Source organism: Serratia sp. Tan611, assembly GCF_905188235.1.
GTDB lineage: Bacteria > Pseudomonadota > Gammaproteobacteria > Enterobacterales > Enterobacteriaceae > Serratia_B > Serratia_B rhizosphaerae.
The window spans coordinates 943623-968778 of the sequence record NZ_LR994655.1 but is presented as its reverse complement, the minus strand read 5'-3'; the positions used below and the strand labels follow the sequence as shown (position 1 = coordinate 968778).

General features: G+C 55.6%; 24 protein-coding genes, 2 tRNA genes, 3 rRNA genes and 1 other annotated feature. Of the genes, 18 read left to right on the top strand and 11 right to left on the bottom strand.

Going from position 1 to position 25156, the window contains the following annotated elements; translation table 11 throughout:
- Positions 1 to 11 precede the first annotated feature (11 nt).
- From TAN611_RS04480 to rluD, 8 genes are all read right to left on the bottom strand, one after another.
- Positions 12 to 88, bottom strand: a tRNA-Asp gene (locus TAN611_RS04480).
- 91 nt (positions 89 to 179) lie between these two features.
- A 5S ribosomal RNA gene (gene rrf / locus TAN611_RS04475) occupies positions 180 to 295 on the bottom strand.
- A gap of 106 nt (positions 296 to 401) precedes the next feature.
- Positions 402 to 3309: ribosomal RNA gene (locus TAN611_RS04470) — 23S ribosomal RNA — on the bottom strand.
- Between the two features lie 221 nt (positions 3310 to 3530).
- Positions 3531 to 3606, bottom strand: a tRNA-Glu gene (locus TAN611_RS04465).
- Positions 3607 to 3779: 173 nt separating this feature from the next.
- Positions 3780 to 5321, bottom strand: a 16S ribosomal RNA gene (locus tag TAN611_RS04460).
- The 16S, 23S and 5S rRNA genes sit together here with 2 tRNA genes alongside, the layout of an rRNA operon.
- A 500-nt stretch (positions 5322 to 5821) precedes the next feature.
- Positions 5822 to 8395, bottom strand: coding sequence for an ATP-dependent chaperone ClpB (clpB, locus tag TAN611_RS04455; protein ID WP_105229880.1), 2574 nt, complete (start codon positions 8393 to 8395; stop codon positions 5822 to 5824).
- 129 nt (positions 8396 to 8524) lie between these two features.
- On the bottom strand, positions 8525 to 9256 hold the full coding sequence (gene yfiH / locus TAN611_RS04450; RefSeq protein ID WP_111737689.1) for a purine nucleoside phosphorylase YfiH: 732 nt from the start codon (positions 9254 to 9256) through the stop codon (positions 8525 to 8527).
- Positions 9256 to 10233 carry a 23S rRNA pseudouridine(1911/1915/1917) synthase RluD gene (rluD, locus tag TAN611_RS04445; RefSeq protein ID WP_105229878.1) on the bottom strand — a complete coding sequence of 326 codons (978 nt, stop codon included), beginning with the start codon at positions 10231 to 10233 and terminating at the stop codon, positions 9256 to 9258. Before rluD ends, yfiH begins: the two co-directional genes overlap by 1 nt.
- Positions 10234 to 10364: 131 nt before the next feature.
- Here rluD and bamD point away from each other — a divergent pair, with 131 nt between their 5' ends.
- From bamD to pheA, 4 genes are all read left to right on the top strand, one after another.
- On the top strand, positions 10365 to 11096 hold the full coding sequence (bamD, locus tag TAN611_RS04440) for an outer membrane protein assembly factor BamD (RefSeq protein ID WP_015671036.1): 732 nt from the start codon (positions 10365 to 10367) through the stop codon (positions 11094 to 11096).
- Positions 11097 to 11408: 312 nt separating this feature from the next.
- Positions 11409 to 11753: a ribosome-associated translation inhibitor RaiA gene (gene raiA / locus TAN611_RS04435; RefSeq protein WP_105229877.1), complete on the top strand. Its 345-nt coding sequence runs from the start codon at positions 11409 to 11411 to the stop codon at positions 11751 to 11753.
- 121 nt (positions 11754 to 11874) lie between these two features.
- Positions 11875 to 12001: a sequence feature (Phe leader region), on the top strand.
- On the top strand, positions 11876 to 11923 hold the full coding sequence (gene pheL, locus TAN611_RS04430) for a pheA operon leader peptide PheL (RefSeq protein ID WP_102024999.1): 48 nt from the start codon (positions 11876 to 11878) through the stop codon (positions 11921 to 11923). Its footprint overlaps the feature before it by 48 nt.
- 32 nt (positions 12002 to 12033) lie before the next feature.
- Positions 12034 to 13191, top strand: coding sequence for a bifunctional chorismate mutase/prephenate dehydratase (gene pheA / locus TAN611_RS04425; RefSeq protein WP_105229876.1), 1158 nt, complete (start codon positions 12034 to 12036; stop codon positions 13189 to 13191).
- Between the two features lie 221 nt (positions 13192 to 13412).
- Here the strand turns inward: pheA and tyrA are convergent, their stop codons facing one another.
- Both tyrA and TAN611_RS04415 read right to left on the bottom strand, forming a co-directional pair.
- On the bottom strand, positions 13413 to 14534 hold the full coding sequence (tyrA, locus tag TAN611_RS04420) for a bifunctional chorismate mutase/prephenate dehydrogenase (protein WP_105229875.1): 1122 nt from the start codon (positions 14532 to 14534) through the stop codon (positions 13413 to 13415).
- A gap of 6 nt (positions 14535 to 14540) precedes the next feature.
- Complete coding sequence (locus TAN611_RS04415; RefSeq protein WP_105229874.1) at positions 14541 to 15614, bottom strand: 3-deoxy-7-phosphoheptulonate synthase; 1074 nt, start codon at positions 15612 to 15614, stop codon at positions 14541 to 14543.
- A gap of 548 nt (positions 15615 to 16162) precedes the next feature.
- On the opposite strand from TAN611_RS04415, the gene TAN611_RS04410 reads away from it, so the two are divergent.
- On the top strand, positions 16163 to 17506 hold the full coding sequence (locus TAN611_RS04410) for an anaerobic C4-dicarboxylate transporter (RefSeq protein WP_187043592.1): 1344 nt from the start codon (positions 16163 to 16165) through the stop codon (positions 17504 to 17506).
- 28 nt (positions 17507 to 17534) lie between these two features.
- Here TAN611_RS04410 and TAN611_RS04405 read toward each other — a convergent pair whose 3' ends face one another.
- A complete protein-coding gene (locus TAN611_RS04405) occupies positions 17535 to 18170 on the bottom strand; it encodes a phage repressor protein CI (RefSeq protein ID WP_370576239.1) in 636 nt (211 codons plus the stop codon).
- A 461-nt stretch (positions 18171 to 18631) separates the two neighbouring features.
- On the opposite strand from TAN611_RS04405, the gene TAN611_RS04400 reads away from it, so the two are divergent.
- The 13 genes from TAN611_RS04400 to TAN611_RS04345 all read left to right on the top strand — a co-directional run bounded on the left by TAN611_RS04400 (position 18632) and on the right by TAN611_RS04345 (position 25137).
- Positions 18632 to 18826 carry a hypothetical protein gene (locus TAN611_RS04400; RefSeq protein ID WP_105229872.1) on the top strand — a complete coding sequence of 65 codons (195 nt, stop codon included), beginning with the start codon at positions 18632 to 18634 and terminating at the stop codon, positions 18824 to 18826.
- Between the two features lie 207 nt (positions 18827 to 19033).
- Positions 19034 to 19237, top strand: a complete 204-nt coding sequence (locus tag TAN611_RS04395; RefSeq protein ID WP_105229871.1) for a tail protein X — start codon at positions 19034 to 19036, stop codon at positions 19235 to 19237.
- Between the two features lie 3 nt (positions 19238 to 19240).
- Positions 19241 to 19459, top strand: a complete 219-nt coding sequence (locus TAN611_RS04390; protein ID WP_105229870.1) for an HP1 family phage holin — start codon at positions 19241 to 19243, stop codon at positions 19457 to 19459.
- Positions 19443 to 19955 carry a lysozyme gene (locus TAN611_RS04385; RefSeq protein WP_203067327.1) on the top strand — a complete coding sequence of 171 codons (513 nt, stop codon included), beginning with the start codon at positions 19443 to 19445 and terminating at the stop codon, positions 19953 to 19955. The genes TAN611_RS04390 and TAN611_RS04385 overlap by 17 nt, the downstream gene beginning before the upstream one ends.
- On the top strand, positions 19952 to 20365 hold the full coding sequence (gene lysB / locus TAN611_RS04380) for an Rz-like lysis system protein LysB (RefSeq protein WP_105229868.1): 414 nt from the start codon (positions 19952 to 19954) through the stop codon (positions 20363 to 20365). Before TAN611_RS04385 ends, lysB begins: the two co-directional genes overlap by 4 nt.
- Positions 20268 to 20501 carry an Rz1-like lysis system protein LysC gene (gene lysC, locus TAN611_RS23455; RefSeq protein WP_105229867.1) on the top strand — a complete coding sequence of 78 codons (234 nt, stop codon included), beginning with the start codon at positions 20268 to 20270 and terminating at the stop codon, positions 20499 to 20501. The genes lysB and lysC overlap by 98 nt, the downstream gene beginning before the upstream one ends.
- Positions 20476 to 20940, top strand: a complete 465-nt coding sequence (locus tag TAN611_RS04375) for a phage tail protein (protein WP_203067326.1) — start codon at positions 20476 to 20478, stop codon at positions 20938 to 20940. Before lysC ends, TAN611_RS04375 begins: the two co-directional genes overlap by 26 nt.
- An 88-nt stretch (positions 20941 to 21028) precedes the next feature.
- Positions 21029 to 21664 carry a phage baseplate assembly protein V gene (locus TAN611_RS04370; protein ID WP_105229865.1) on the top strand — a complete coding sequence of 212 codons (636 nt, stop codon included), beginning with the start codon at positions 21029 to 21031 and terminating at the stop codon, positions 21662 to 21664.
- Entirely contained in the window at positions 21661 to 22011 is a 351-nt protein-coding gene (locus tag TAN611_RS04365) for a GPW/gp25 family protein (RefSeq protein WP_105229864.1), read from the top strand. Before TAN611_RS04370 ends, TAN611_RS04365 begins: the two co-directional genes overlap by 4 nt.
- 4 nt (positions 22012 to 22015) lie before the next feature.
- A complete protein-coding gene (locus TAN611_RS04360) occupies positions 22016 to 22924 on the top strand; it encodes a baseplate assembly protein (RefSeq protein WP_187043594.1) in 909 nt (302 codons plus the stop codon).
- Between the two features lie 163 nt (positions 22925 to 23087).
- Positions 23088 to 24257 (top strand): phage tail sheath protein, encoded by a 1170-nt coding sequence (locus tag TAN611_RS04355; RefSeq protein ID WP_203067325.1) that lies wholly within the window; start codon positions 23088 to 23090, stop codon positions 24255 to 24257.
- A gap of 13 nt (positions 24258 to 24270) precedes the next feature.
- Positions 24271 to 24780: a phage major tail tube protein gene (locus TAN611_RS04350; protein ID WP_203067324.1), complete on the top strand. Its 510-nt coding sequence runs from the start codon at positions 24271 to 24273 to the stop codon at positions 24778 to 24780.
- A 69-nt stretch (positions 24781 to 24849) separates the two neighbouring features.
- A complete protein-coding gene (locus tag TAN611_RS04345) occupies positions 24850 to 25137 on the top strand; it encodes a phage tail assembly protein (protein ID WP_105229861.1) in 288 nt (95 codons plus the stop codon).
- The last annotated feature ends 19 nt before the right edge of the window (positions 25138 to 25156 follow it).

Below are 25156 nucleotides of genomic sequence, written 5' to 3'. Positions count from 1 at the left end.
TATCAATAAAGTGGCGGAACGGACGGGGCTCGAACCCGCGACCCCCTGCGTGACAGGCAGGTATTCTAACCAACTGAACTACCGCTCCACCGATTCTGTTACGTTGCTTTTTTCAAAGCAGCAAGGCTTCTTCTGAGCCTTGCAATTATCAGGCGTCACTCTGATAACGTTTATTTGATGCCTGGCAGTGTCCTACTCTCGCATGGGGAGACCCCACACTACCATCGGCGCTACGGCGTTTCACTTCTGAGTTCGGCATGGGGTCAGGTGGGACCACCGCGCTATTGCCGCCAGGCAAATTCTGTTTCAATCAACCCGCAACGCTTCCACGCCGCCAGTCAATCCAATCTCGGAACTTCACTGAAAATCAAATCGCGTCTCTAAAACACCTTCGGTGTTGTAAGGTTAAGCCTCACGGTTCATTAGTACTGGTTAGCTCAATGCATCGCTGCACTTACACACCCAGCCTATCAACGTCTTAGTCTTAAACGTTCCTTCAGGGGCCTTAAAGGCCCAGGGAAGACTCATCTTGAGGCAAGTTTCGCGCTTAGATGCTTTCAGCGCTTATCTTTTCCGCACTTAGCTACCGGGCAATGCCATTGGCATGACAACCCGAACACCAGTGGTGCGTTCACTCCGGTCCTCTCGTACTAGGAGCAACCCCTCTCAATCTTCCAACGCCCACGGCAGATAGGGACCGAACTGTCTCACGACGTTCTAAACCCAGCTCGCGTACCACTTTAAATGGCGAACAGCCATACCCTTGGGACCTACTTCAGCCCCAGGATGTGATGAGCCGACATCGAGGTGCCAAACACCGCCGTCGATATGAACTCTTGGGCGGTATCAGCCTGTTATCCCCGGAGTACCTTTTATCCGTTGAGCGATGGCCCTTCCATTCAGAACCACCGGATCACTAAGACCTGCTTTCGCACCTGCTCGAGCCGTCACTCTCGCAGTCAAGCTAGCTTATGCCTTTGCACTAACCTCACGATGTCCGACCGTGATTAGCTAACCTTCGTGCTCCTCCGTTACTCTTTGGGAGGAGACCGCCCCAGTCAAACTACCCACCAGACACTGTCCTCACCCCCGATTAGGGGGCCGAGTTAGAACATCAAACATTAAAGGGTGGTATTTCAAGGTTGGCTCCATGCAGACTGGCGTCCACACTTCAAAGCCTCCCACCTATCCTACACATCAAGGCTCAATGTTCAGTGTCAAGCTATAGTAAAGGTTCACGGGGTCTTTCCGTCTTGCCGCGGGTACACTGCATCTTCACAGCGAGTTCAATTTCACTGAGTCTCGGGTGGAGACAGCCTGGCCATCATTACGCCATTCGTGCAGGTCGGAACTTACCCGACAAGGAATTTCGCTACCTTAGGACCGTTATAGTTACGGCCGCCGTTTACCGGGGCTTCGATCAAGAGCTTCTGGTTACCCATAACCCCATCAATTAACCTTCCGGCACCGGGCAGGCGTCACACCGTATACGTCCACTTTCGTGTTTGCACAGTGCTGTGTTTTTATTAAACAGTTGCAGCCAGCTGGTATCTGCGACTGGCTTCAGCTCCATCCGCGAGGGACTTCACCTACGCGCCAGCGTGCCTTCTCCCGAAGTTACGGCACCATTTTGCCTAGTTCCTTCACCCGAGTTCTCTCAAGCGCCTGGGTATTCTCTACCTGACCACCTGTGTCGGTTTGGGGTACGATTTCGTGTTACCTGGAGCTTAGAGGCTTTTCCTGGAAGCTTGGCATCAACTACTTCTGCACCGTAGTGCATCGTCATCACGCCTCAGGGTTAACAAGTAACCGGATTTACCAGGTCACTCCCCCTACACGCTTAAACCGAGACAACCGTCGCTCGGCTAGCCTAGCCTTCTCCGTCCCCCCTTCGCAGTAACACCAAGTACAGGAATATTAACCTGTTTCCCATCGACTACGCTTTTCAGCCTCGCCTTAGGGGTCGACTCACCCTGCCCCGATTAACGTTGGACAGGAACCCTTGGTCTTCCGGCGTGCGGGTTTTTCACCCGCATTATCGTTACTTATGTCAGCATTCGCACTTCTGATACCTCCAGCATGCCTCGCAGCACACCTTCAACGGCTTACAGAACGCTCCCCTACCCAACAACACCTAAGTGTCGCTGCCGCAGCTTCGGTGCATGGTTTAGCCCCGTTACATCTTCCGCGCAGGCCGACTCGACCAGTGAGCTATTACGCTTTCTTTAAATGATGGCTGCTTCTAAGCCAACATCCTGGCTGTCTGTGCCTTCCCACATCGTTTCCCACTTAACCATGACTTTGGGACCTTAGCTGGCGGTCTGGGTTGTTTCCCTCTTCACGACGGACGTTAGCACCCGCCGTGTGTCTCCCGTGATAACATTCTTCGGTATTCGGAGTTTGCATCGGTTTGGTAAGCCGGGATGGCCCCCTAGCCGAAACAGTGCTCTACCCCCGAAGATGAGTTCACGAGGCGCTACCTAAATAGCTTTCGGGGAGAACCAGCTATCTCCCGGTTTGATTGGCCTTTCACCCCCAGCCACAAGTCATCCGCTAATTTTTCAACATTAGTCGGTTCGGTCCTCCAGTTAGTGTTACCCAACCTTCAACCTGCCCATGGCTAGATCACCGGGTTTCGGGTCTATACCTTGCAACTAGACGCCCAGTTAAGACTCGGTTTCCCTACGGCTCCCCTATTCGGTTAACCTTGCTACAAAATATAAGTCGCTGACCCATTATACAAAAGGTACGCAGTCACACCACGAAGGTGCTCCCACTGCTTGTACGTACACGGTTTCAGGTTCTATTTCACTCCCCTCGCCGGGGTTCTTTTCGCCTTTCCCTCACGGTACTGGTTCACTATCGGTCAGTCAGGAGTATTTAGCCTTGGAGGATGGTCCCCCCATATTCAGACAGGATAACACGTGTCCCGCCCTACTCATCGAACTCACGACCTGTGCATCTTCGTGTACGGGACTATCACCCTTTACTGTGCGACTTTCCAGACGCTTCCACTGACACACAAGCCGATTCAGGTTCTGGGCTCTTCCCCGTTCGCTCGCCGCTACTGGGGGAATCTCGGTTGATTTCTTTTCCTCGGGGTACTTAGATGTTTCAGTTCCCCCGGTTCGCCTCATGCCACTATGTATTCATGACATGATAGTGTGTCGAAACACACTGGGTTTCCCCATTCGGGTATCGTCGGTTGTAACGGTTCATATCACCTTACCGACGCTTTTCGCAGATTAGCACGCCCTTCATCGCCTCTGACTGCCTAGGCATCCACCGTGTACGCTTAGTCACTTAACCTCACAACCCGAAGGTGTCTTTCGACATCGTCGCGTTGCTACATTTGAGAGACTCTATGACAGGTTACTCCTCATCCCAAACGTCTACGGGGGACAAGTTTCAGCTGCCATGTTTCAATTTTCAGCTTGTTCCAGATTGTTAAAGAGCAAATATCTCAAACATGACTCGCAAGCCAGTTTTGAGATATCGTTTGATACCGTCTTTCACCCGATATCAGCAAGTGGCGTCCCCTAGGGGATTCGAACCCCTGTTACCGCCGTGAAAGGGCGGTGTCCTAGGCCTCTAGACGAAGGGGACACGAAATTTGCTTAGCGAATCACTGATTCGCTAATTTCGTGTAAGGGCGAGATTTTCCCAGGAAAATCGAGCGACAGTGTTATTTGTCACCGTACCCCCAACGCATCGACGCTTTGCTCGTTCTTTTCATCAGACAATCTGTGTGGACACTGCACAGTCAGGATATCTTTAGGTAAGGAGGTGATCCAACCGCAGGTTCCCCTACGGTTACCTTGTTACGACTTCACCCCAGTCATGAATCACAAAGTGGTAAGCGCCCTCCCGAAGGTTAAGCTACCTACTTCTTTTGCAACCCACTCCCATGGTGTGACGGGCGGTGTGTACAAGGCCCGGGAACGTATTCACCGTAGCATTCTGATCTACGATTACTAGCGATTCCGACTTCATGGAGTCGAGTTGCAGACTCCAATCCGGACTACGACGTACTTTATGAGGTCCGCTTGCCTTCGCAGGTTCGCTTCTCTTTGTATACGCCATTGTAGCACGTGTGTAGCCCTACTCGTAAGGGCCATGATGACTTGACGTCATCCCCACCTTCCTCCAGTTTATCACTGGCAGTCTCCTTTGAGTTCCCGGCCGAACCGCTGGCAACAAAGGATAAGGGTTGCGCTCGTTGCGGGACTTAACCCAACATTTCACAACACGAGCTGACGACAGCCATGCAGCACCTGTCTCAGAGTTCCCGAAGGCACCAATCCATCTCTGGAAAGTTCTCTGGATGTCAAGAGTAGGTAAGGTTCTTCGCGTTGCATCGAATTAAACCACATGCTCCACCGCTTGTGCGGGCCCCCGTCAATTCATTTGAGTTTTAACCTTGCGGCCGTACTCCCCAGGCGGTCGATTTAACGCGTTAGCTCCGGAAGCCACGCCTCAAGGGCACAACCTCCAAATCGACATCGTTTACGGCGTGGACTACCAGGGTATCTAATCCTGTTTGCTCCCCACGCTTTCGCACCTGAGCGTCAGTCTTCGTCCAGGGGGCCGCCTTCGCCACCGGTATTCCTCCAGATCTCTACGCATTTCACCGCTACACCTGGAATTCTACCCCCCTCTACGAGACTCTAGTCTGCCAGTTTCAAATGCAGTTCCCAAGTTAAGCTCGGGGATTTCACATCTGACTTAACAAACCGCCTGCGTGCGCTTTACGCCCAGTAATTCCGATTAACGCTTGCACCCTCCGTATTACCGCGGCTGCTGGCACGGAGTTAGCCGGTGCTTCTTCTGCGAGTAACGTCAATGTAATGCCGTATTAAGACACTACCCTTCCTCCTCGCTGAAAGTGCTTTACAACCCGAAGGCCTTCTTCACACACGCGGCATGGCTGCATCAGGCTTGCGCCCATTGTGCAATATTCCCCACTGCTGCCTCCCGTAGGAGTCTGGACCGTGTCTCAGTTCCAGTGTGGCTGGTCATCCTCTCAGACCAGCTAGGGATCGTCGCCTAGGTGAGCCATTACCCCACCTACTAGCTAATCCCATCTGGGCACATCCGATGGTGTGAGGCCCGAAGGTCCCCCACTTTGGTCCGAAGACGTTATGCGGTATTAGCCACCGTTTCCAGTGGTTATCCCCCTCCATCGGGCAGTTTCCCAGACATTACTCACCCGTCCGCCGCTCGCCGGCAAAGTAGCAAGCTACTTTCCGCTGCCGCTCGACTTGCATGTGTTAGGCCTGCCGCCAGCGTTCAATCTGAGCCATGATCAAACTCTTCAATTAAAAGCTTGATTCGCTAAGTTAATAGCTGTTGCTCAAAGATTTACTGCATGAATTTTACTTCAGTTAGTCACTCTTCAAGACTTGATATTTTTTTTGCATCCGAAGATGCTGGATATCGTCTTGTGAGTGCCCACACAGATTGTCTGATAAATTGTTAAAGAGCATCGCCGGAGATAATTCTCATCGGCGCGGGCTGCGTATACTACGCTTTTCGCCCGGAGAGTCAAGCGTTTATTTCGCTTTCTTCTCGCTGACCCGGCGGCTTGTCAGTCGTTGTTCCCGGTCAGTGGAGGCGCATTATAGGGAGTTCTCAGAACGCCGCAACCCCTAATTTCAAAAAAAATGCCAACCGCACAAAAAACACGCGATATTGTCATTTTAGGATATTTATTAGGCAAAAAAGGGACTTTTTTGCCCCTCTTCAGTGACAACCCCGACAAAACCGCCAAAAAGAAAAGGAGCGGTTACCCGCTCCTCTTTATAGATACCACTCACGCCCTTTACTGTTTGGCGACAATATGGTCGTTTTCCACGTCCAGCGTCACCGGTTTGCCGGGCACCAGCTCACCGGAAAGGATTTGCTGCGCCAGCGGATTCTCAATCTCCTGCTGGATAGCGCGTTTCAACGGACGTGCGCCATAGACAGGGTCGTAACCGGTCTTGCCAAGCAGCTCCAACGCCGGCTCGGTGATGGTGACTTCGTAACCGCGCTCTTCCAGACGTTGATACAGACGATCCAACTGAATCTTGGCGATAGCGGCGATGTGTTTTTGCCCCAGCGGGTGGAATACCACAACCTCATCTATACGGTTGATGAATTCAGGACGGAAGTGATGCCCCACCATTTCCATCACCGATTCTTTCATCTGCGCATAGTTCATCTGGCCAAAGTGTTCCTGAATCAAATCAGAACCCAGGTTAGAGGTCATGATCACCACGGTATTACGGAAGTCGACGGTACGCCCCTGACCATCCGTCAGGCGACCATCATCCAGCACCTGCAGCAGAATATTGAACACGTCCGGGTGCGCCTTTTCCACTTCATCCAACAGGATGACGGAATAAGGACGACGGCGGACGGCTTCCGTCAGGTAGCCCCCTTCTTCATAACCAACATAGCCCGGAGGCGCACCCACCAGCCGAGAGACCGAGTGTTTCTCCATAAACTCGGACATATCGATACGCACCATCGCGTCGTCGCTGTCGAACAGGAACGATGCCAACGCTTTACACAGTTCGGTTTTACCCACCCCGGTCGGGCCGAGGAACAGGAAGGAACCGATCGGCCGGTTCGGGTCAGACAGGCCGGCACGGCTGCGGCGAATCGCATTGGATACCGCGCTGACCGCTTCATCCTGACCAATCACCCGTGAATGCAGCTCTTGCTCCAAACGCAGCAGCTTATCGCGCTCGCCTTCCAGCATGCGCGCCACCGGAATACCGGTCGCTTTGGCCAACACCTCGGCGATTTCCGCATCCGTCACGCGGTTACGCAGCAGCTTCATGGTCTTGCCTTCAGCCTGCGTTGCCGCCGCCAGCTGTTTTTCCAAATCAGGGATCTTGCCGTATTGCAGTTCGGACATCCGGCCCAGGTCGCCGACGCGACGCGCCTGTTCCAGCGAGATCTTCGCCTGCTCCAGCTCAGCCTTGATATTCTGCGTGCCGGAGAGGGAGGCTTTTTCCGCTTTCCACTCTTCTTCCAGTTCAGAATATTCACGCTCTTTCTGTTCCAGTTCGGTGCTGAGCATTTCCAGCCGTTTCTTACTGGCGTCGTCCGACTCTTTATTCAGCGCCTGCTGCTCCAGCTTCAGCTGGATAATGCGGCGCTCCAGACGGTCGAGCGATTCCGGTTTGGAATCCATCTGCATACGGATGCTGGAAGCGGCTTCATCGATCAGGTCGATGGCCTTGTCCGGCAACTGGCGGTCAGAAATATAGCGGTGCGACAACGTTGCCGCGGCCACGATCGCTGGGTCGGTGATCTGTACGTGGTGGTGCAGTTCATAGCGCTCTTTCAAGCCACGCAGGATCGCAATGGTGTCTTCCACGCTCGGTTCTGCCACAAAGACTTTCTGGAAACGACGTTCGAGCGCCGCATCCTTCTCTATATACTGACGGTATTCGTCCAGCGTCGTGGCCCCAACGCAGTGGAGCTCACCGCGCGCCAGCGCCGGCTTCAGCATATTACCGGCGTCCATCGCGCCGTCGGCCTTACCGGCCCCGACCATGGTGTGCAGTTCATCAATAAACAGAATGACGCTGCCTTCCTGTTTGGCGAGATCGTTCAGTACGCCTTTTAAGCGCTCTTCAAACTCGCCGCGATATTTGGCGCCGGCAATCAGCGCGCCCATATCCAACGACAGCACGCGTTTGTTCTTCAGACCTTCCGGCACTTCACCGTTCACAATACGTTGCGCCAGCCCTTCGACGATCGCGGTTTTACCCACGCCTGGCTCACCAATCAGCACCGGGTTGTTTTTGGTACGGCGCTGCAGCACCTGGATGGTGCGGCGGATTTCCTCGTCACGGCCGATTACCGGGTCAAGCTTGCCCTGCTCAGCGCGTTCGGTAAGGTCGATAGTGTATTTTTTCAATGCCTGACGCTGATCTTCAGCCCCTTGATCTTCCACGCTGTCACCACCCCGCATTTGGTCAATTGCCTTGCTGATTTTGTCGCCCGTTGCGCCGGCGGCTTTCAGCAGTTCGGTCAGGGTGCCGCGATCTTCCAGCACCGCCAAAACGAATAATTCGGAAGAGATAAATTTGTCGGCGCGCTTCTGCGCCAGTTTGTCGCACAGGTTCAGTACACGCACCAGTTCATGGGACGGCTGTACGTCACCACCGGTACCTTCAACCTGCGGCAGGCGCGATAGTGCCTGTTCGATGTCAACACGCACGCGACCGGCATCAATACCGGCGGACGTTAATAAAGGACGAACCGAGCCCCCTTCCTGATTGAGCAGCGCGCTCATCAGATGTAACGGTTCGATAAATTGATTGTCGTGCCCAAGGGCGAGAGACTGGGCATCGGCGAGGGCCAGCTGGAATTTGTTGGTAAGACGATCCAGACGCATAACACCTCCAATATGGTCAAAATTGCTACTGGAGATTAAATGAGGTCATTCCTCAAATTTTCAAGGTTATTTCGACACTATATTATCGGTACTACGTTATGCGTCAGTGGATCGTCCTAATTCAATAGGTTATATCAGCCAGATTAAACTTGCCAGACGTCCGGTTATGCCATCGCGCCGATAGGAAAAGAAATCGCTCTTTTCGCTAACGGTACAGCGGTCACCGCCGTAAACGGCGTTGATGCCGGCGCGTTGCAGTCGCTGGCGCGCCAGCAGATAAATATCGGCAAGATATTTCTCCCCGAATGGGGTAAAGGCCCGCTCGGCAAGCGCATCCGCAGCGATAAACGCCGTCCGCACCTCAGCACCGACCTCAAACTGCCGCGGGCCGATCGCCGGCCCCAGCCAGGCGCTGATCTCGCCCGGCTCGGCATAAAACTCGGCGATCGTCTGCTCCAGCACGCCATGGCACAACCCGCGCCAGCCGGCATGGGCGGCGGCCACTTCGTCGCCGCGACGGGAGCAAAACAGCACCGGCAGACAATCCGCCGTCATCACCGCACACACCTGCCCCGGCTCACGGGTATACACCGCATCGGCCTGCAGATCGTCCGGCGTCTGCCCGTTAAGGCGTACCACCCGCGTACCATGCACCTGGTCCAGCCAGTGCGGCATCTGCGGCAGGCCGGCGACGCTCACCAGGCATTCCCGGTTTTGCTGTACCGACTGTGGCCGGTCGCCGACGTGCATGCCGAGATTCAGGGAATCATAAGGCGGCAGGCTGACTCCGCCCCGGCGGGTGGTGCTGCAGGCCTGAACGCCTTGCGGCAACGGCCAGTCGGGCAGAATCAACGTCTCCATCACCAATCCATCTGGTCTTTAAATTCTTCGGTATCCGCTTTCAGCGCGTCGATAAGGTCGACCATATCCTGCGGCAGCGGCGCATGCCACTCCATCTGGATGCCGCTGATCGGATGATACAAACGCAGCATGGTGGCATGCAGCGCCTGACGGTCAAAACCGCGCAGGGTATGGATAAACGCGTCCGATGCGCCTTTAGGCGGACGCGGACGGCCGCCGTACAGCGGATCGCCTACCAGCGGGTGGCTGATATGCGCCATATGTACGCGAATCTGGTGCGTACGCCCGGTTTCCAGCCGCAGCCGCAGCCGCGTATGCGCGCGGAAGTGCTCCATAATGCGGTAATGGGTTACCGCCGGTTTCCCCATCGGATGCACCGCCATGTGGGTACGTTTGGTGGAGTGGCGCGCAATCGGCTCCTCCACCGTACCGCCGGCGGTCATGGTGCCAATCGCCACCGCTTCATACTCGCGGGTAATATCACGCGCCTGCAGCGCTTCCACCAGGCGCGTCTGCGCCGGCACGGTTTTGGCGACCACCATCAGGCCGGTGGTGTCTTTATCCAGACGGTGCACAATGCCGGCGCGCGGTACGTCAACAATCTCGGGATAGTGGTACAGCAAGGCGTTAAGCACCGTGCCGTCCGGGTTGCCTGCCCCCGGGTGCACCACCAGATCGCGCGGCTTGTTGATCACCAGAATATCCCCGTCTTCATAGACGATATCCAGCGGGATGTTCTGCGGCTCCCAACGCGCTTCTTCTTCAATCTGCGCATCAATGGCGACCGTCTCTCCTCCCAGCACCTTCTCTTTCGGTTTGTTTATCGTTTTGCCGTCGACCTGCACCCGATCTTCCAAAATCCACTCTTTTATGCGAGATCTTGAATAATCAGGGAACAATTCGGCCAAAGCCTGATCTAAACGTTGTCCGAGTTGAGATTCGGCCACCGTTGCGGTGAGTTGTACTTGTTGTGCCATATGCAGCTTCTTCGTTAACGTTGGGTTTTCACGGCGATGCCGTTTAATATAATGTGCTATTGTAACTGGTCTTTGTCGGGAGCTTAACGGACAGTCTCCCGGAATAACACCCTGAGGATAATCAAAACGTCATGACGCGTATGAAATATCTGGTGGCTGCAGCCACGTTGAGCCTGGCGCTGGCAGGTTGCTCCAGTTCCAAGGATGCGGTTCCCGACAACCCGCCTTCGGAAATCTATGCTAACGCCCAGCAAAAACTGCAGGACGGTAACTTCAAGGGCGCGATTACGCAACTCGAAGCGTTAGACAACCGCTATCCATTCGGGCCTTACTCCCAGCAGGTACAGCTCGATTTGATCTATGCCTACTATAAATCGGCCGATCTGCCGCTGGCGCAGGCGTCTATCGATCGCTTTATCCGCCTTAACCCGACGCACCCGAACATCGACTATGTGATGTATATGCGCGGGCTGACGGATATGGCGCTGGATGACAGCGCGCTGCAGGGCTTCTTCGGGGTCGATCGTTCAGACCGTGATCCGCAGCACGCCCGTGCCGCGTTTCGCGACTTCAGCCAGCTGATTCAGCAGTATCCGAACAGCCAGTATGCGACCGACGCGCAAAAGCGTCTGGTGTACCTGAAGAACCGTCTGTCCAAGTATGAGCTGTCAGTGGCGGAATACTACACTAAACGCGGTGCGTACGTCGCGGTTGTTAATCGCGTCGAGCAGATGATGCGTGAATACCCGGATACCAAAGCGACCCGCGATGCGTTGCCGCTGATGGAAAATGCGTATAAGCAGCTGCAGCTGAACAGCCAGGCGGACAAAGTGGCGAAAATCATCGCCGCCAACCGCGCCTGATGCATCCTGCACAGCAGAAAGACAAAACGGCAGCCCAGGGCTGCCGTTTTTTTTGGCGCATTCTTAACGGATGATGACAAATACGCCAGTCAAAACACGGCGTTAGCAAAGAACTTTCACCGGTTAACCTATCGATAATGCGCCATTACGCACCAAGACTCAAGCGCCAGTTAACAGTTTCCGAAAGCAAATCACAGATTGAACTAACTTTGCAAAAAGTGACAAAAAAAGGCGATTTTCGTCGCCCATTTACGCCAAAACGGGGGTATGCTGAATTTATCCAAAGACGGAAAGACAAGAGAGGTAAGTCATATGACAATCAACATTACCAGCAAACAAATGGATATCACCCCCGCAATCCGTAGTCATGTCGAAGACCGTCTCACCAAACTGGATAAATGGCAGGCCCAACTGATTAACCCGCATATCGTGCTGTCCAAAGAGCCGAAAGGGTTTGTGGCCGACGCCACCATCACCACGCCGAATGGCCCGCTGGTTGCCAGCGCCAAACATGAAGACATGTATACCGCCATCAACGAGCTGATCGCCAAGCTGGAACGCCAACTGAACAAGGTGCAGCACAAGGGTGAAGCACGCCGCGCCTACGCCAGCGTGAAAGATATCGTGCCGGAAGCGGCGCCGGAGCAAGAATCCTAATATCAGGCCTGTGCCACATCAAACGCGCCTCCCGGCGCGTTTTTTGTCTGCCGGTTTTTATTGACACAGGGAAAAGCCTGCGGTTACTTTAAAACCTGTTGGCAACAGACTTGGATACCCAAATGCAACGCACACCGTTTTTCTTCGCATTCTTTTTTACCTTCCCCTGATTGGGAGGCGTTTCGTCGTGTGATAAAGAATGCGAAGACGAACAGCAAAGCCTCCTGGAGACAGGGGGCTTTTTTTATGACTATTAGAAAAACATAAGGCACAACTGATTATGACCGATAACCCGTTACTGGTGCTGCGCGAACGCATCAGCGCGCTGGATCTGAAGCTGCTGGCACTGCTGGCAGAGCGCCGTGAGCTGGCACTGGAAGTAGGAAAAAGCAAACTGCACTCTCACCGCCCGATCCGTGATAAAGAACGCGAGCGCGATCTGCTGGATGCGCTGATTGCCGCCGCCAAGCCTTATGACCTTGACGGCTTCTACGTCACCCGCCTGTTCCAGCTGATTATCGAAGACTCGGTGCTGACCCAGCAGGCGCTGCTGCAGCATCAGCTGAACCAAACCAGCCAGCATTCCGCGCGCATCGCCTTCCTTGGTCCTAAAGGCTCCTATTCGCATCTGGCGGCGCGCCAGTACGCCGCGCGCCATTTCGACCAGTTAATCGAACACGGTTGCCAGAAATTCCAGGACATCTTCACCCAGGTTGAAACCGGCCAGGCGGACTACGCAGTGCTGCCGATTGAAAATACCAGCTCCGGCTCCATCAACGACGTGTACGATTTGCTGCAGCACACCAGCTTGTCGATCGTCGGCGAACTCACCAATCCGATAGACCACTGCGTACTGACCACCGGCAACGGCACGTTGGATCAGATTGAAACCGTCTACAGCCACCCGCAGCCGTTCCAGCAATGCAGCCAGTTTATCAGCCGTTATCCGCACTGGAAAATCGAATACTGTGAAAGCACCGCCGCGGCCATGGAGCAGGTCGCCAAACTCAATTCACCAACGGCCGCCGCGCTCGGCAGCGAAGCCGGCGGCGCGCTGTATGGCCTGCAGGTGTTGGAACATAACCTGGCCAATCAACAGCAAAATATCACGCGTTTTATCGTGCTGGCGCGCAAGGCCATTGATGTCTCCGAGCAGGTGCCGGCGAAAACCACGCTGATCATGGCGACCGGCCAGCAATCCGGGGCTTTGGTGGAGGCGCTGCTGGTGCTGCGCGAGAACGGCATCATCATGACCAAGCTGGAGTCGCGCCCGATCAACGGTAATCCGTGGGAAGAGATGTTTTATCTTGATGTGCAGGCAAATATCCGCTCAGAGGCGATGCAGAAAGCGCTGCAGGATCTGACGCCAATCACCCGCTCGCTGAAGGTGCTCGGCTGTTACCCCAGCGAAAACGTGGTACCGGTCAATCCTTCCTGATACGCGTAAAAAACCACCTGCTTAGCAGGTGGCATTGATTTCGCCCCAGAGGGGCGTACTAAAAGCCCTACAATTAGTCTCTGCCTGTTCTGAACGATTTAATTCCAAAGACAATAAGGCAAAGCCAAAACCTGTTGCTGACCACCTCCATAGGAGGTGGTGTTCATGCAGGGATAAAAAAGGTCTGGCGAATGCCAGACCTTGTTCTTTCACCAAGATGTTTAGCGACGGCTGTCGTTCGCCTGACGCAGCAGTGAGCGGCTCTCAACCAGGAAACGCTGGGCGTAATCGCCAAACCAGTGCTCAACCTTGCGGAAACTGTCGATAAACGCCTGTTTATCGCCCTGCTCCAGCAGTTTGATCGCCTCGCCAAACCGGGTGTAGTAGCGTTTAATCAGCTGCAGGTTGTCGCCTGAAGACATAATAATGTCAGCGTACAGCTGCGGATCCTGCGCAAACAGCCGCCCTACCATCGCCAGTTCCAGGCGATAAATCGGTGATGACAGCGCCAGCAACTGCTCCAGTTGCACATTCTCTTCTGCCAGATGTAGTCCGTAAGCAAAGGTGGCGAAGTGACGCAGCGCCTGAATAAACGCCATATTTTGGTCGTGCTCCACCGCGCTGATGCGGTGCAGTCTGGCGCCCCAGACCTGCAGCTGTTCCAGCAGCCACTGGTACGCCTCCGGCTGACGGCCGTCGCAGTACACCACCACCTGCTTGGCTACGCTGCCGACATCCGGCCCGAACATCGGGTGCAATCCCAATACCGGCCCGCTATGCGCCGTCAGCATCGCCTGCAGCGGCGGATTTTTCACCGAGGCCAAATCCACCAGAATACAGTCATCCGGCAGCTTGGGCAGACGGCCAATCACCTGCTCCGTTACGTGGATCGGCACGCTGACGATCACCATCCCGGCATCGCTGAGCAGGCTTTCCGCCTGCGGCCAGTCCTGCTGATCCAGCACGTTGACCTGATAGCCGGACAGCGTCAGCAGGCGGTTGAACAAACGCCCCATCTGCCCGTTACCGCCGATAATCACGATAGGCCGCAGCTGCGGACACAGCGTTTTAAAGCCTTTGTCGTTTTCGCTGGTATAGGATTCACGCATCACGCGGCGCAAAATATCCTCAATCAAATCCGGCGGTACGCCGAGCGTTTCCGCCTCCTGCCGGCGTGACGCCAGCATGGCCGCCTCCCGCTCGGGAACATAGACCGGCAAGCCGTAGCGGCTTTTTACTTCTCCCACTTCCGCCACCAGATGCAGGCGCTTTGCCAGCAGATCCAACAGCGCCTTATCCACCTCGTCGATTTGATCGCGTAATGCGGTCAGTTCAGCCACCATAACTTGCTACTCTCCAGTGCGGGCCATCAGCGCGGCGCCCAATTGCTGATGCATATCACGCAGCAGCGTTTCCGTGCTTTCCCAGTCAATGCAGGCATCGGTCACGGACACGCCGTAGCGCATCTCCGCGCGCGGTTGTTCGGAGGACTGATTGCCTTCATGCAGGTTGCTCTCCAGCATAATGCCGGTAATTGAGCGGTTGCCCGCGTTAATCTGCTCAACCACGGAAGCGGCAACCGCAGGCTGACGACGGTAATCTTTATTTGAGTTGCCGTGACTGCAATCTATCATCAGGGACGGGCGGAGTCCCGCATCGCGCATCTGTTTTTCACAGGCGGCGACGTCTTCCGGGCCGTAGTTCGGCGTTTTGCCGCCGCGCAAAATCACATGGCCGTCCGGGTTGCCCTGCGTCTGCAGCAGGCACACCTGTCCGGCCTGATTGATGCCGACAAAGCGGTGCGGCATTGCCGCAGCGCGCATGGCGTTAATGGCCGTACTCAGGCTGCCGTCAGTGCCATTCTTAAAGCCGACCGGCATCGACAGGCCAGAGGCCATTTCACGGTGGGTCTGAGATTCGGTGGTGCGTGCGCCAATCGCCGACCAGCTGAACAGATCGCCCAGGTATTGCGGGCTATTCGGATCCAGCGCTTCGGTCGCCAGCGGTAATCCCATTTCCACCAGATCCAACAGCAGACGACGTGCAATGTGCAAACCGGCTTCAACATCAAACGAACCGTTCATATGAGGATCGTTGATCAGGCCTTTCCAGCCGACGGTGGTTCTCGGTTTCTCAAAATAGACGCGCATAACGATATACAGCCGATCGCTCAAGTCGGCCGCCAGTGCTTGCAAACGACGGGCGTAGTCCAGCGCCGCATCAGGATCATGGATAGAACACGGCCCGCAGACCACCAGCAGACGGGGGTCGCGCCCCTGCAGAATATCGGCGATGGTTTTGCGCGCCGTGGCGATTTGGGCCTCATCCGCCACGCTGAGCGGGAATTGATTCTTCAGTTCTTCCGGCGTAATCAAAACCTGTTCTGCACTGATGTGCACGTTGTTGAGCGCGTCTTTTTGCATGGTGATATGTCCTGTCGTTTGCCGTTATGCATAAATGAAGTAAAACATTGAGCGTTTCGAGGACTACCTTATCACGCATTGTAAAGTTTTCAATCCATTATGTGTAAATAAAAAATTACCACGCAGGTCAGCATGAAGGAATCAATTAAAAAACCATAAATAACAATAAAATAACCAAACAAAATAAAACAACAAATGACATTACACAAGAATAAAAACACCGCAGTGTAAATAAAACATTACATAATTTCTAAGACCGGCGCCCAGACGGCACTTAAATGCCATAGCCCCGCCAGGCCATTTCAGACAATGTAAAAACACTGGCGCCACAAACAACAACCCGTTGATTTTCAATAATTACGCATTACTACACTGATAAGAATCACGCGATTCCCTTATAAACATTGAGCTATCTCAGGGTTATGTCTGCGCAATTCATGAATGATGGCAGAAACGGCCAATACCTCTTTCCGGTTAGCTTGCGGTCAACGCTAACGTCGGCGGCAAAGGTAATAAGCCGGCCTCTCTTTTTCAGCGAAGGAACCCGCATGATAACTCTGGAATTCGGCATCATCATTGCTTGTTTATTGGTCGGCACGCGCTATGGCGGTATGGGGCTGGGATTAATCAGCGGTGTCGGTATCTTTGTGCTGTGCTTTGTCTTTGGGCTGCAGCCGGGCAAGCCGCCTATTGATGTGATGCTGACCATTCTGGCGGTAATCGGCTGTGCCTCGGTACTGCAAACCGCCGGAGGACTGAACGTATTGATGCAATATGCCGAACGTCTTCTGCGCCGGCACCCTCAGCATATTACGCTACTCGCGCCGTTCACCACCTGGATGCTGACATTTCTGTGCGGTACCGGCCACGTGGTATACACCATGTTCCCGATCATCGGCGATATCGCGCTGAAAAAAGGCATCCGCCCGGAACGCCCGATGGCCGTGGCCTCGGTCGCCTCACAAATGGCCATCACCGCCTCGCCGGTTTCCGTCGCCGTCGTGTCTCTGGTATCGATTATCGCCGCCGGGCACGGTATCGGCCGCGCCTACTCCCTGGTGGAAATCCTGGCGGTTTCCATTCCCTCGTCTTTGGTTGGCGTGCTGATCGCGGCGCTCTGGAGCCTGCGCCGCGGTAAAGATCTGGAGCACGACGCCGATTTTCAGGCGCGTATCAGCGATCCTGAGCAGCGCGCCTATATTTACGGCGCCGGCGAAACCCTGCTGGATCAGCGTTTTGCCAAATCTGCCTATGCATCAACCCTGATCTTTTTTGCCGCAATCGCCGTCGTGGTCTTGCTCGGTGCCTTCTCTGAACTGCGTCCGGCCTTCGCCGTCAAAGGCGTGATGAAGCCGCTATCGATGAACCTGGTAATTCAAATGATGATGCTGATTGCCGGCGCCGTCATGCTGATCGGCTGTAAGGTCAAGCCAGGCGATATCGCCAACGGCGCGGTGTTCAAGGCGGGTATGGTCGCCATTTTCTCGGTATTCGGCGTCGCCTGGATGAGCGACACCTTCTTCCAGGCGCATATGGGAGATTTAAAACTGCTGCTTGAAGACGTGGTTAAAAGCCAGCCCTGGACTTACGCCATTGTGCTGTTTCTGGTATCGAAACTGGTTAACAGCCAGGCCGCCGCGCTGACCGCAGTTGCGCCAATGGCGCTGCAGCTGGGCGTCGAACCGAAAATGCTGCTGGCTTTTTTCCCGGCGGCCTATGGTTACTTCGTATTGCCGACCTACCCCAGCGATCTGGCCTGTATCGGCTTCGACCGCTCAGGAACGACGCGCATCGGGAAATTTATCATCAACCACAGTTTTATCCTGCCGGGGCTGATTGGCGTTTCATCCGCCTGCGTAACCGGCTACCTGCTGGTTACGACCCTGCTGTAAGAGGATGCTGCGGCCCGACACGGGCCGTTTACGCCTGCGGCGTCAAGGTCAGCCACACCATACCCAGCGCTTTTACGGCATCGGTACTGCACTGAAAATCTGTCCCGTTGCCGCTGACCTGCAGCTGATTGCCCGGCAAACGGGCAATATCATATACGTCCAGGTTGCCGTCGATATCGAGCAGCCAGCGTCCGTTGGCAATGTTCGTTACCGACAAATCCACCAGCCAGGCTACACGCCCACCGTCCACGTATGCGGGCTGCTCGGCCGTTGATGGAATCAACGTTCGATCGGCCAGCCATTCACCGCCATCTTTCAGCTGGCCGGCAATCAGTCGATACAGCGGCACGGCACGTGCTGGCGGCACCATATCCTGCGGATCGGACGCGCGCATTTCCCCCTGCCCGGTAGCCAGCCACTGCAGAGAAACGCCGGTATCCAACGCGCAGGTCACCACAATATCCCCCGGGAAGTAATTACGGCGCACCCAGGTGCTCATGGTGCCGGATGAAATACCCAGTAAATCCCCCAGCTCCTTCTGCAAGCTGAAACCATAGGCATCCAGAATCCTACGCAGCACGCCCTTGCCGCCGGACGCCAGTACGCGCTCATACAACGCCTTACCATGCGCCGCAGCCCGCCCATTCACAGTATCTTCAGCCATATTTTCCCCGGTCATCATTAAAACTTGCAGAAGCAAGCCGTACTTTTCGACTTAACGCACATAGGATTCGTTATTAACGCCAGGCTCGCCTGCTATTTAACCTATGGTTAAATGATGCAATATAGTCGCCGAAAATACAAATGCCGATACCTGCCACAAACATTGCTCAGCACTGAAAAATTACGTGATGCACCTACTTCACAATGATAATTAAGGGAAAAATACAAAACTTGAATTTGCGAGAAAAATAAAAAACTTATGACATTTCCCCCTTCCCAGACGCACAAGGCATAGCAGCAAACAACGCCGCCCTCTACGGGCCGAGCCGACGTTATCCTGCCAGGCTTGTCCGTTTGTGCCGCTCGGCCATACCAATAAATGGCGTCGAGAACCATTGACCCATTTAGCGTTTTGCTTAATACTGTATAAATACACAGTATATTTAAGCGAGGGCAAACACGGTGGAAATTACGGATAAACAACAACTAACACTGTCACGCATCCAGTTCATCGCCGATGTATCACAGGCAGCCCAGTGCAGTCCGTCCGAATACCTGATCGCACTGTCACTGATTTCCGATCTGGCCGCTCAGGAACTCCCCGAGCACGACTACCAAGCCGTCTACTATCCGGCAGACCAGCAACACTCCCGCTAGCACCGCCCCCCGCTTCTTAATACCGATTTTTACCCGCCATCCGGCGGGTATTTTTTTATCCGCCTTCCGGGGATTTATCCCGATCCGTTGTGCCACAACGACCACAACCCTATTGCATTGTGGCGGCAGGCCGTCATCAGGAAACTACTGCTAACCGGGCGCACTCCCCGCGTCCTCAACCAACAACCGCATCGCAGGATGGTAATGATGAAAATTTATGCACAACAAGGCGACACCATTGACGCGATGTGCTGGCGCTATTACGGCAGCACAGAAAACGTGGTGGAACAGGTTTATCGCGCCAATCGCGGGCTGGCGGCATACGGAGCGCTGCTGCCGCACGGCTGCCCGGTAGAAATGCCCGAACTCAACGCCGCCGCCAGGCGGGAAACGGTGAAACTGTGGGACTAAACGATGGAAAAATTTACCTCAACACTTTCCTACCTTATCGCCGCCTGCCTGGCCTGGTTCGGCCGTCACTCGACGGAAGACATCGCCATGATGGTCGGCGCTGCGGTAGGCGTAGGCACCTTTGCGGTGAACTGGTACTACCGCCATAAGAGCTACCAGTTACTGAAATCGCTCAGAAAGAAAATTCTCAAACGGGGGAAATACGATGAACCCACTCCTTAAACGCTGCAGCGCCGTCGCCATTTTGGCGCTGGCCGCTACTCTGCCGCAGTTTGGCCAACTGCATACCTCCGAACGGGGACTGCGCCTGATCGCCGACTTCGAAGGTTGCCAACTGTCCCCCTACCAGTGCAGCGCCAACGTCTGGACCAACGGCATCGGCCATACCGCGGGCGTGAAACCCAATACGGCGATCACCGAGCGTCAGGCGGCAGCCAACCTGCTGGACGACGTACGCAATGTGGAAAAAGGCATCGCGCGCTGTATGAGTGTGGATATGCCGCAGCCGGTTTACGACGCGGTCAGCGCTTTTGCCTTTAACATCGGCGTCGGCGCCGCCTGCCGCTCTACGTTGGCCGGTTTCATTAAACAACGTCGCTGGCAACAAGCCTGCGATCAACTGCCGCGCTGGGTATACGTCAACGGCGTAAAGAGCAAAGGACTGGAGCGTCGTCGTCAGGCCGAACGTGCGCTGTGTTTGCAGGGGGTGTCGCCATGAATCGCTGGCTGCTCAGCCTTGGCGCGCTGCTATTGACCCTGCTCGCGGCGTCGCAGTGGCAGAACCAGCGTCTGCAACAAACGCTGGCGCATCAACAGCAACGCCTTGGCGAGGCGCAGGCCACGCTAACGACACGCGATGCCCAGATCAACCAACTGAAACAACAGCGCCAACGGCGTGAACGCGCTGAACTGGCGCTGCGTCAGGCGCTGAGCAGCGCGCAGGATTTAACGCTGCAGCGAGAAAAACGATTACAGGAGTTACTCAATGAAAACAAGAAATTGCGCGACTGGTATCGCACTGGGTTGCCTGATGATGTTATCCGGCTGCAGCAGCGCCCCGCCTTCGCCAGGCCCGGAGATTACCTACGCTGGCTGTCCGAAAGTCAGCAGTTGCCCCATTCCCGGTAATCACCTCGCCACCAACGGCGATCTCAGCGCCGACATCCGCCAGCTTGAGCATGCGCTCATACAGTGCGCATTACAGATAGAAGCGATTAAACAGTGTCAGGAGGAACACGATGTTAAAACCCGACCAGCTGCGTGACGCCTTATTCAAGGCGTTACCGGACCTACAGGCCCAGCCGGAAAAACTGACGATGAAACTGACGGACGGCCGCGTCGTCGCCACGCCAGGCCCATCGTTGTCATTTGAATACCGCTACTCGTTGAAGTTAACGCTGGCCGATCGCGCGGCCGACTGCGAGCTGGTGATGGTCACCCTATTGGCATGGCTGCGCAGCCACCAGCCGGATCTGCTGGCTAACGTGGAAAAACGCAACGGTGATTTTGCTTTTGCCCTGCACGACGAAGCGCACGGCCAGCTCGACATTCAGTTGCAGCTCACCGAACGGATCTTGGTGGAACAGCGTGAGGAGACGTTGCATATCACGCCGCTGCCGGAACCGCCGGAGCCGCAAGACGTTTTGCGTTTTACCGACGTCTACCTGCATGGGGAGTTGATCAGCCACTGGCAACGCTCTTAACCCCGGGCAGGCGGCGGGTTTTGTTGTGCTGTCAGCCGTCAAATCCCGCCGCGTTGCCGCCCTTTTCTCTTACCGGCATGGTAACCACATGAACACATATAACCCTGATATTCAGCGCCTGGTGCGCAACCTAATCCGCATTGGCACCGTCAGCGACATCGATCTCGAACGCGGACGCTGCCGCGTGAGGACCGGCGGCAATCATACCGACTGGCTGTGTTGGATGACCAGCCGTGCCGGCAGCGCCCGCAGCTGGTGGGCGCCGAGCCTTGGCGAACAGGTGCTGGTGCTGTCGCTGGGCGGCGAGTTGGATACCGCTTTCGTGCTACCCGGCATTTTTTCCAATGCCTTCCCGCCGCCGTCGCATTCGGCCGAGGCGCTGCATATTACCTTTGCCGACGGCGCAGTCATTGAGTACGAGCCAGCGCAAGGCGCTTTGAAAGCCAGCGGCATGAAAAGCGCCACGCTGGAGGCGACGGAGACGGCGACGGTCAGCGCCGCCAATATCGTCTGCCGCGCCAGCAGCAAAATCACCCTGGATGCCCCGGAAGTGGAGTGCACCCAGCACCTGGTTACCGGTTCACTCGCCGTCCGTCAGGGCGGTTCAATGACCGGTGATGTCACCCACTCCGGCGGCAGCATCACGTCTAACGGCATTGTGGTGCATACCCACACCCACGGCGGCGTACAAAACGGCGGAGGCCAAACGGATAAACCCTTATGAACAACGCAAAATATATTGGCATGGGCCGCAACTCCGGCCGCGCCATTAACGATATCGAACATATTCGCCAGTCGGTGAGCGACATTCTGGTCACCCCGATAGGTTCACGCGTGATGCGTCGCCAGTACGGATCGCTGCTTTCCGCACTGCTGGATCAACCGCAAAACGATGCGCTGCGCCTGCAAATCATGGCCGCCTGTTACAGCGCCCTGCTGCAGTGGGAACCAAGGATCCGTCTGACCGAGATCGCGGTCAACACCACCTTCGACGGAAAAATGGTGGTCGACCTGACCGGCAGTCGTACCGACACCCCGGATAATTTTTCCCTTTCAGTTTCAGTGAGCTAACGCTATGCCTACGATTGATTTGAGTTTATTGCCCGCCCCGACGGTGGTGGAACCGTTAAATTACGAAAGTTTACTGGCCGAACGTAAGGCCAGGCTGATCGCCCTTTACCCCGAAGATCAACGCGACGCCATTGCCCGCACCCTGGCGCTGGAATCGGAACCGCTGGTCAAACTGCTGCAGGAAAACGCCTACCGCGAGATGATTTTGCGCCAACGCGTAAATGAAGCGGCACAGGCGGTAATGCTCGGCTACGCCACCGGCAGCGATCTAGATCAGATCGGCGCCAATTTCCAGGTTGAGCGCTTAGTGGTGCAAAAACCCGATAACAGCGTCGTGCCGCCGGTGCCGGCGATTATGGAGTCCGACAGCGATTTCCGCGTTCGCATCCAGCAGGCATTTGAAGGATTGAGCGTGGCGGGATCCAGCGGATCCTATGAATATCACGGCCGCTCGGCGGACGGGCGCATCGCCGACGTTTCCGCCACCAGCCCCAGCCCGGCAACCGTCGTTATCGCCGTGTTGTCCCGTGAAGGCGACGGCACCGCCAGCGACGATCTGCTGGCCGTTGTCGAACGCGCGCTGAACGACGAAGACGTGCGACCGGTCGCCGACCGCGTGACGGTGCGCTCCGCCGATATTGTCAGTTACGCCATCGACGCGACGCTATACCTGTATCCCGGCCCGGAAGCCGAGCCGATTCGTCAGGCGGCCGAAGCCAAACTCAAAAAATACATCAGCGCCCAGCACCGTCTGGGACGCGATATCCGCCTGTCGGCCATTTACGCCGCCCTGCATGCCGAAGGGGTACAGCGCGTCGAGCTGGCCAGCCCGAAAAACGACATCGTGCTGGACAAAACTCAGGCTTCTTACTGCAACAGCTACGTACTGAAAATCGGGGGGTCGGATGAATAATTACTTTTTCCACCTCTATACCACCTACTGACACGCCCCTTTGGGGCGTTTTTTTATCTTATTTTTCCTGATGTTGTGTCAGATTTAGTACATACCCAATGACGTGCACGCCCGCCTTGAGAAGCGCATCCTACTCCTACCAACCAACAAACGGAGTAATACTATGGGTGACTATCACCACGGCGTACGTGTCCTTGAAATCAATGAAGGCACTCGCGTAATTTCTACCGTCTCAACGGCGGTCATCGGCATGGTTTGTACCGCAGAAGATGCCGATACCAGCGTTTTCCCACTTAACCAACCGGTGCTGATCACCGACGTACTGGCCGCCAGCGGCAAAGCCGGTAAAAAAGGCACGCTGTCCGCCGCGCTGCTGGCCATCGCCGAACAGGCCAAACCGGTCACCGTGGTCGTACGTGTCGCCGAAGGTCAGGACGAAGCGGAAACCACCACCAATATCATCGGCGGTGCCGATGAGAGCGGCAAATACACCGGCATGAAGGCCCTGCTGGCGGCACAGGCCGAACTGGGCGTAAAACCACGTATTCTCGGCGTACCCGGCCTCGATAACCTGCAGGTAGCAACGGCGCTGGCAACCATTTGCCAGCAGCTGCGCGCCTTCGGCTACATCAGCGCTTACGGCTGCAAAACCGTTACGGAAGCCATTGCCTACCGTAAAAACTTCAGCCAGCGTGAACTGATGCTGATTTGGCCTGACTTCGTCAGTTGGAACACCGCCACCAACAGCAGCGATATTGCCTACGCGACCGCCCATGCGCTCGGCCTGCGCGCCAAAATCGACCAGGAGACAGGCTGGCATAAGTCGCTGTCCAACGTCGGCGTTAACGGCGTCAGCGGTATTTCCGCCAGCGTATTCTGGGATCTGCAAACTGCCGGCACCGATGCCGACCTGTTGAATGAAGCCTGCGTGACCACGCTGATCCGCAAAGATGGCTTCAAATTCTGGGGTTCGCGCACCTGCGCCGACGATCCGCTCTTCCAGTTTGAAAACTACACCCGCACCGCGCAGGTTCTGGCGGACACCATGGCCGAAGCGCATCTGTGGGCGGTGGATCGCCCCCTGACGCCAACGCTGATCCGCGACATGATCGACGGCATCAAAGCCAAATTCCGCGAACTGAAATCCGCCGGTCTGATTATCGACGGCGACTGCTGGTACGACGAAAGCGCCAACGATCAGGAAACCCTGAAAGCCGGCAAGCTGTTTATCGATTATGACTACACCCCTGTGCCGCCGCTGGAAGACCTCACCCTGCGTCAACGCATCACCGACCGCTACCTGGCGAACTTCGCCGCATCCGTAAACGGCTAAGGAGAACAACAAAATGGCATTACCAAAGAAATTGAAATACCTGAACCTGTTTAACGACGGCTTCAACTATATGGGCGTGGTTTCCTCGCTGACCCTGCCAAAACTGACCCGCAAGCTGGAGAAATACCGCGGCGGCGGCATGAACGGCGCGGCATCGGTCGACTTTGGCCTGGACGACGATGCGCTGGTGGTCGAATGGACTATGGGCGGTATCGATGAACTGGTGCTGAAGCAATGGGGTCAGGTCGATGCAGTTCCGCTGCGTTTCACCGGCTCGTTCCAACGCGATGACAGCGGCGACGTTTCCGCGCTGGAAGTGGTGATGCGCGGCCGCCACAAAGAGATCGACAGCGGCGACTTCAAGCAAGGCGAAGATACGGAAACCAAGGTTTCGACCGACTGTACCTACTTCAAGCTGAGCATCGACGGCAAAGAGCTGATTGAGATCGATACCGTCAACATGATCGAGAAAGTGGACGGCGTCGACCGGCTGGCCGCACACCGCAAGGCCATCGGCCTGTAATCGTTATACCCACGGCCAGCCGTACGCTGGCCGCTTTACCCCATAGCCAACACAGTTAAGGAAAAAACAATGGAAATGATCACCTCTCAGGATACCAGCGTCGTACTCGATACCCCAATCAAACGCGGCGACAGCGAAATTAGCGAAGTCATGGTCACCAAGCCCAACGCCGGCAGCCTGCGCGGCATCGGCCTGGCTGCGCTGGCCAATGCCGACGTGGATGCGCTGATCACCATTTTACCGCGCGTCACCTATCCGAACCTGACCAAAGAAGAGTGCGCCCGTCTGGAACTGCCGGATCTGATCGCGCTGGCAGGCATGGTGATCGGTTTTTTAGCGCCGAAGTCGGCGGAGTAAGCATCGACCCGGCGCTGAC

Bases quoted from the DNA above. Each gene is read 5' to 3' on its own strand.
- TAN611_RS04355 (WP_203067325.1), top strand. From the start codon at position 23,088: ATGGGTGACTATCACCACGGCGTACGTGTCCTTGAAATCAATGAAGGC.
- TAN611_RS04390 (WP_105229870.1), top strand. From the start codon at position 19,241: ATGGAAAAATTTACCTCAACACTTTCCTACCTTATCGCCGCCTGCCTG.
- TAN611_RS04365 (WP_105229864.1), top strand. From the start codon at position 21,661: ATGAACAACGCAAAATATATTGGCATGGGCCGCAACTCCGGCCGCGCC.
- tyrA (WP_105229875.1), bottom strand. From the start codon at position 14,534: ATGGTGGCTGAACTGACCGCATTACGCGATCAAATCGACGAGGTGGAT.
- pheA (WP_105229876.1), top strand. From the start codon at position 12,034: ATGACCGATAACCCGTTACTGGTGCTGCGCGAACGCATCAGCGCGCTG.
- TAN611_RS04415 (WP_105229874.1), bottom strand. From the start codon at position 15,614: ATGCAAAAAGACGCGCTCAACAACGTGCACATCAGTGCAGAACAGGTT.
- TAN611_RS04385 (WP_203067327.1), top strand. From the start codon at position 19,443: ATGAACCCACTCCTTAAACGCTGCAGCGCCGTCGCCATTTTGGCGCTG.
- TAN611_RS04370 (WP_105229865.1), top strand. From the start codon at position 21,029: ATGAACACATATAACCCTGATATTCAGCGCCTGGTGCGCAACCTAATC.
- TAN611_RS04410 (WP_187043592.1), top strand. From the start codon at position 16,163: ATGATAACTCTGGAATTCGGCATCATCATTGCTTGTTTATTGGTCGGC.
- TAN611_RS04405 (WP_370576239.1), bottom strand. From the start codon at position 18,170: ATGGCTGAAGATACTGTGAATGGGCGGGCTGCGGCGCATGGTAAGGCG.
- yfiH (WP_111737689.1), bottom strand. From the start codon at position 9,256: ATGGAGACGTTGATTCTGCCCGACTGGCCGTTGCCGCAAGGCGTTCAG.
- lysC (WP_105229867.1), top strand. From the start codon at position 20,268: ATGATGTTATCCGGCTGCAGCAGCGCCCCGCCTTCGCCAGGCCCGGAG.
- TAN611_RS04395 (WP_105229871.1), top strand. From the start codon at position 19,034: ATGAAAATTTATGCACAACAAGGCGACACCATTGACGCGATGTGCTGG.
- rluD (WP_105229878.1), bottom strand. From the start codon at position 10,233: ATGGCACAACAAGTACAACTCACCGCAACGGTGGCCGAATCTCAACTC.
- raiA (WP_105229877.1), top strand. From the start codon at position 11,409: ATGACAATCAACATTACCAGCAAACAAATGGATATCACCCCCGCAATC.
- TAN611_RS04360 (WP_187043594.1), top strand. From the start codon at position 22,016: ATGCCTACGATTGATTTGAGTTTATTGCCCGCCCCGACGGTGGTGGAA.
- TAN611_RS04345 (WP_105229861.1), top strand. From the start codon at position 24,850: ATGGAAATGATCACCTCTCAGGATACCAGCGTCGTACTCGATACCCCA.
- bamD (WP_015671036.1), top strand. From the start codon at position 10,365: ATGACGCGTATGAAATATCTGGTGGCTGCAGCCACGTTGAGCCTGGCG.
- lysB (WP_105229868.1), top strand. From the start codon at position 19,952: ATGAATCGCTGGCTGCTCAGCCTTGGCGCGCTGCTATTGACCCTGCTC.
- clpB (WP_105229880.1), bottom strand. From the start codon at position 8,395: ATGCGTCTGGATCGTCTTACCAACAAATTCCAGCTGGCCCTCGCCGAT.
- TAN611_RS04375 (WP_203067326.1), top strand. From the start codon at position 20,476: ATGTTAAAACCCGACCAGCTGCGTGACGCCTTATTCAAGGCGTTACCG.
- TAN611_RS04350 (WP_203067324.1), top strand. From the start codon at position 24,271: ATGGCATTACCAAAGAAATTGAAATACCTGAACCTGTTTAACGACGGC.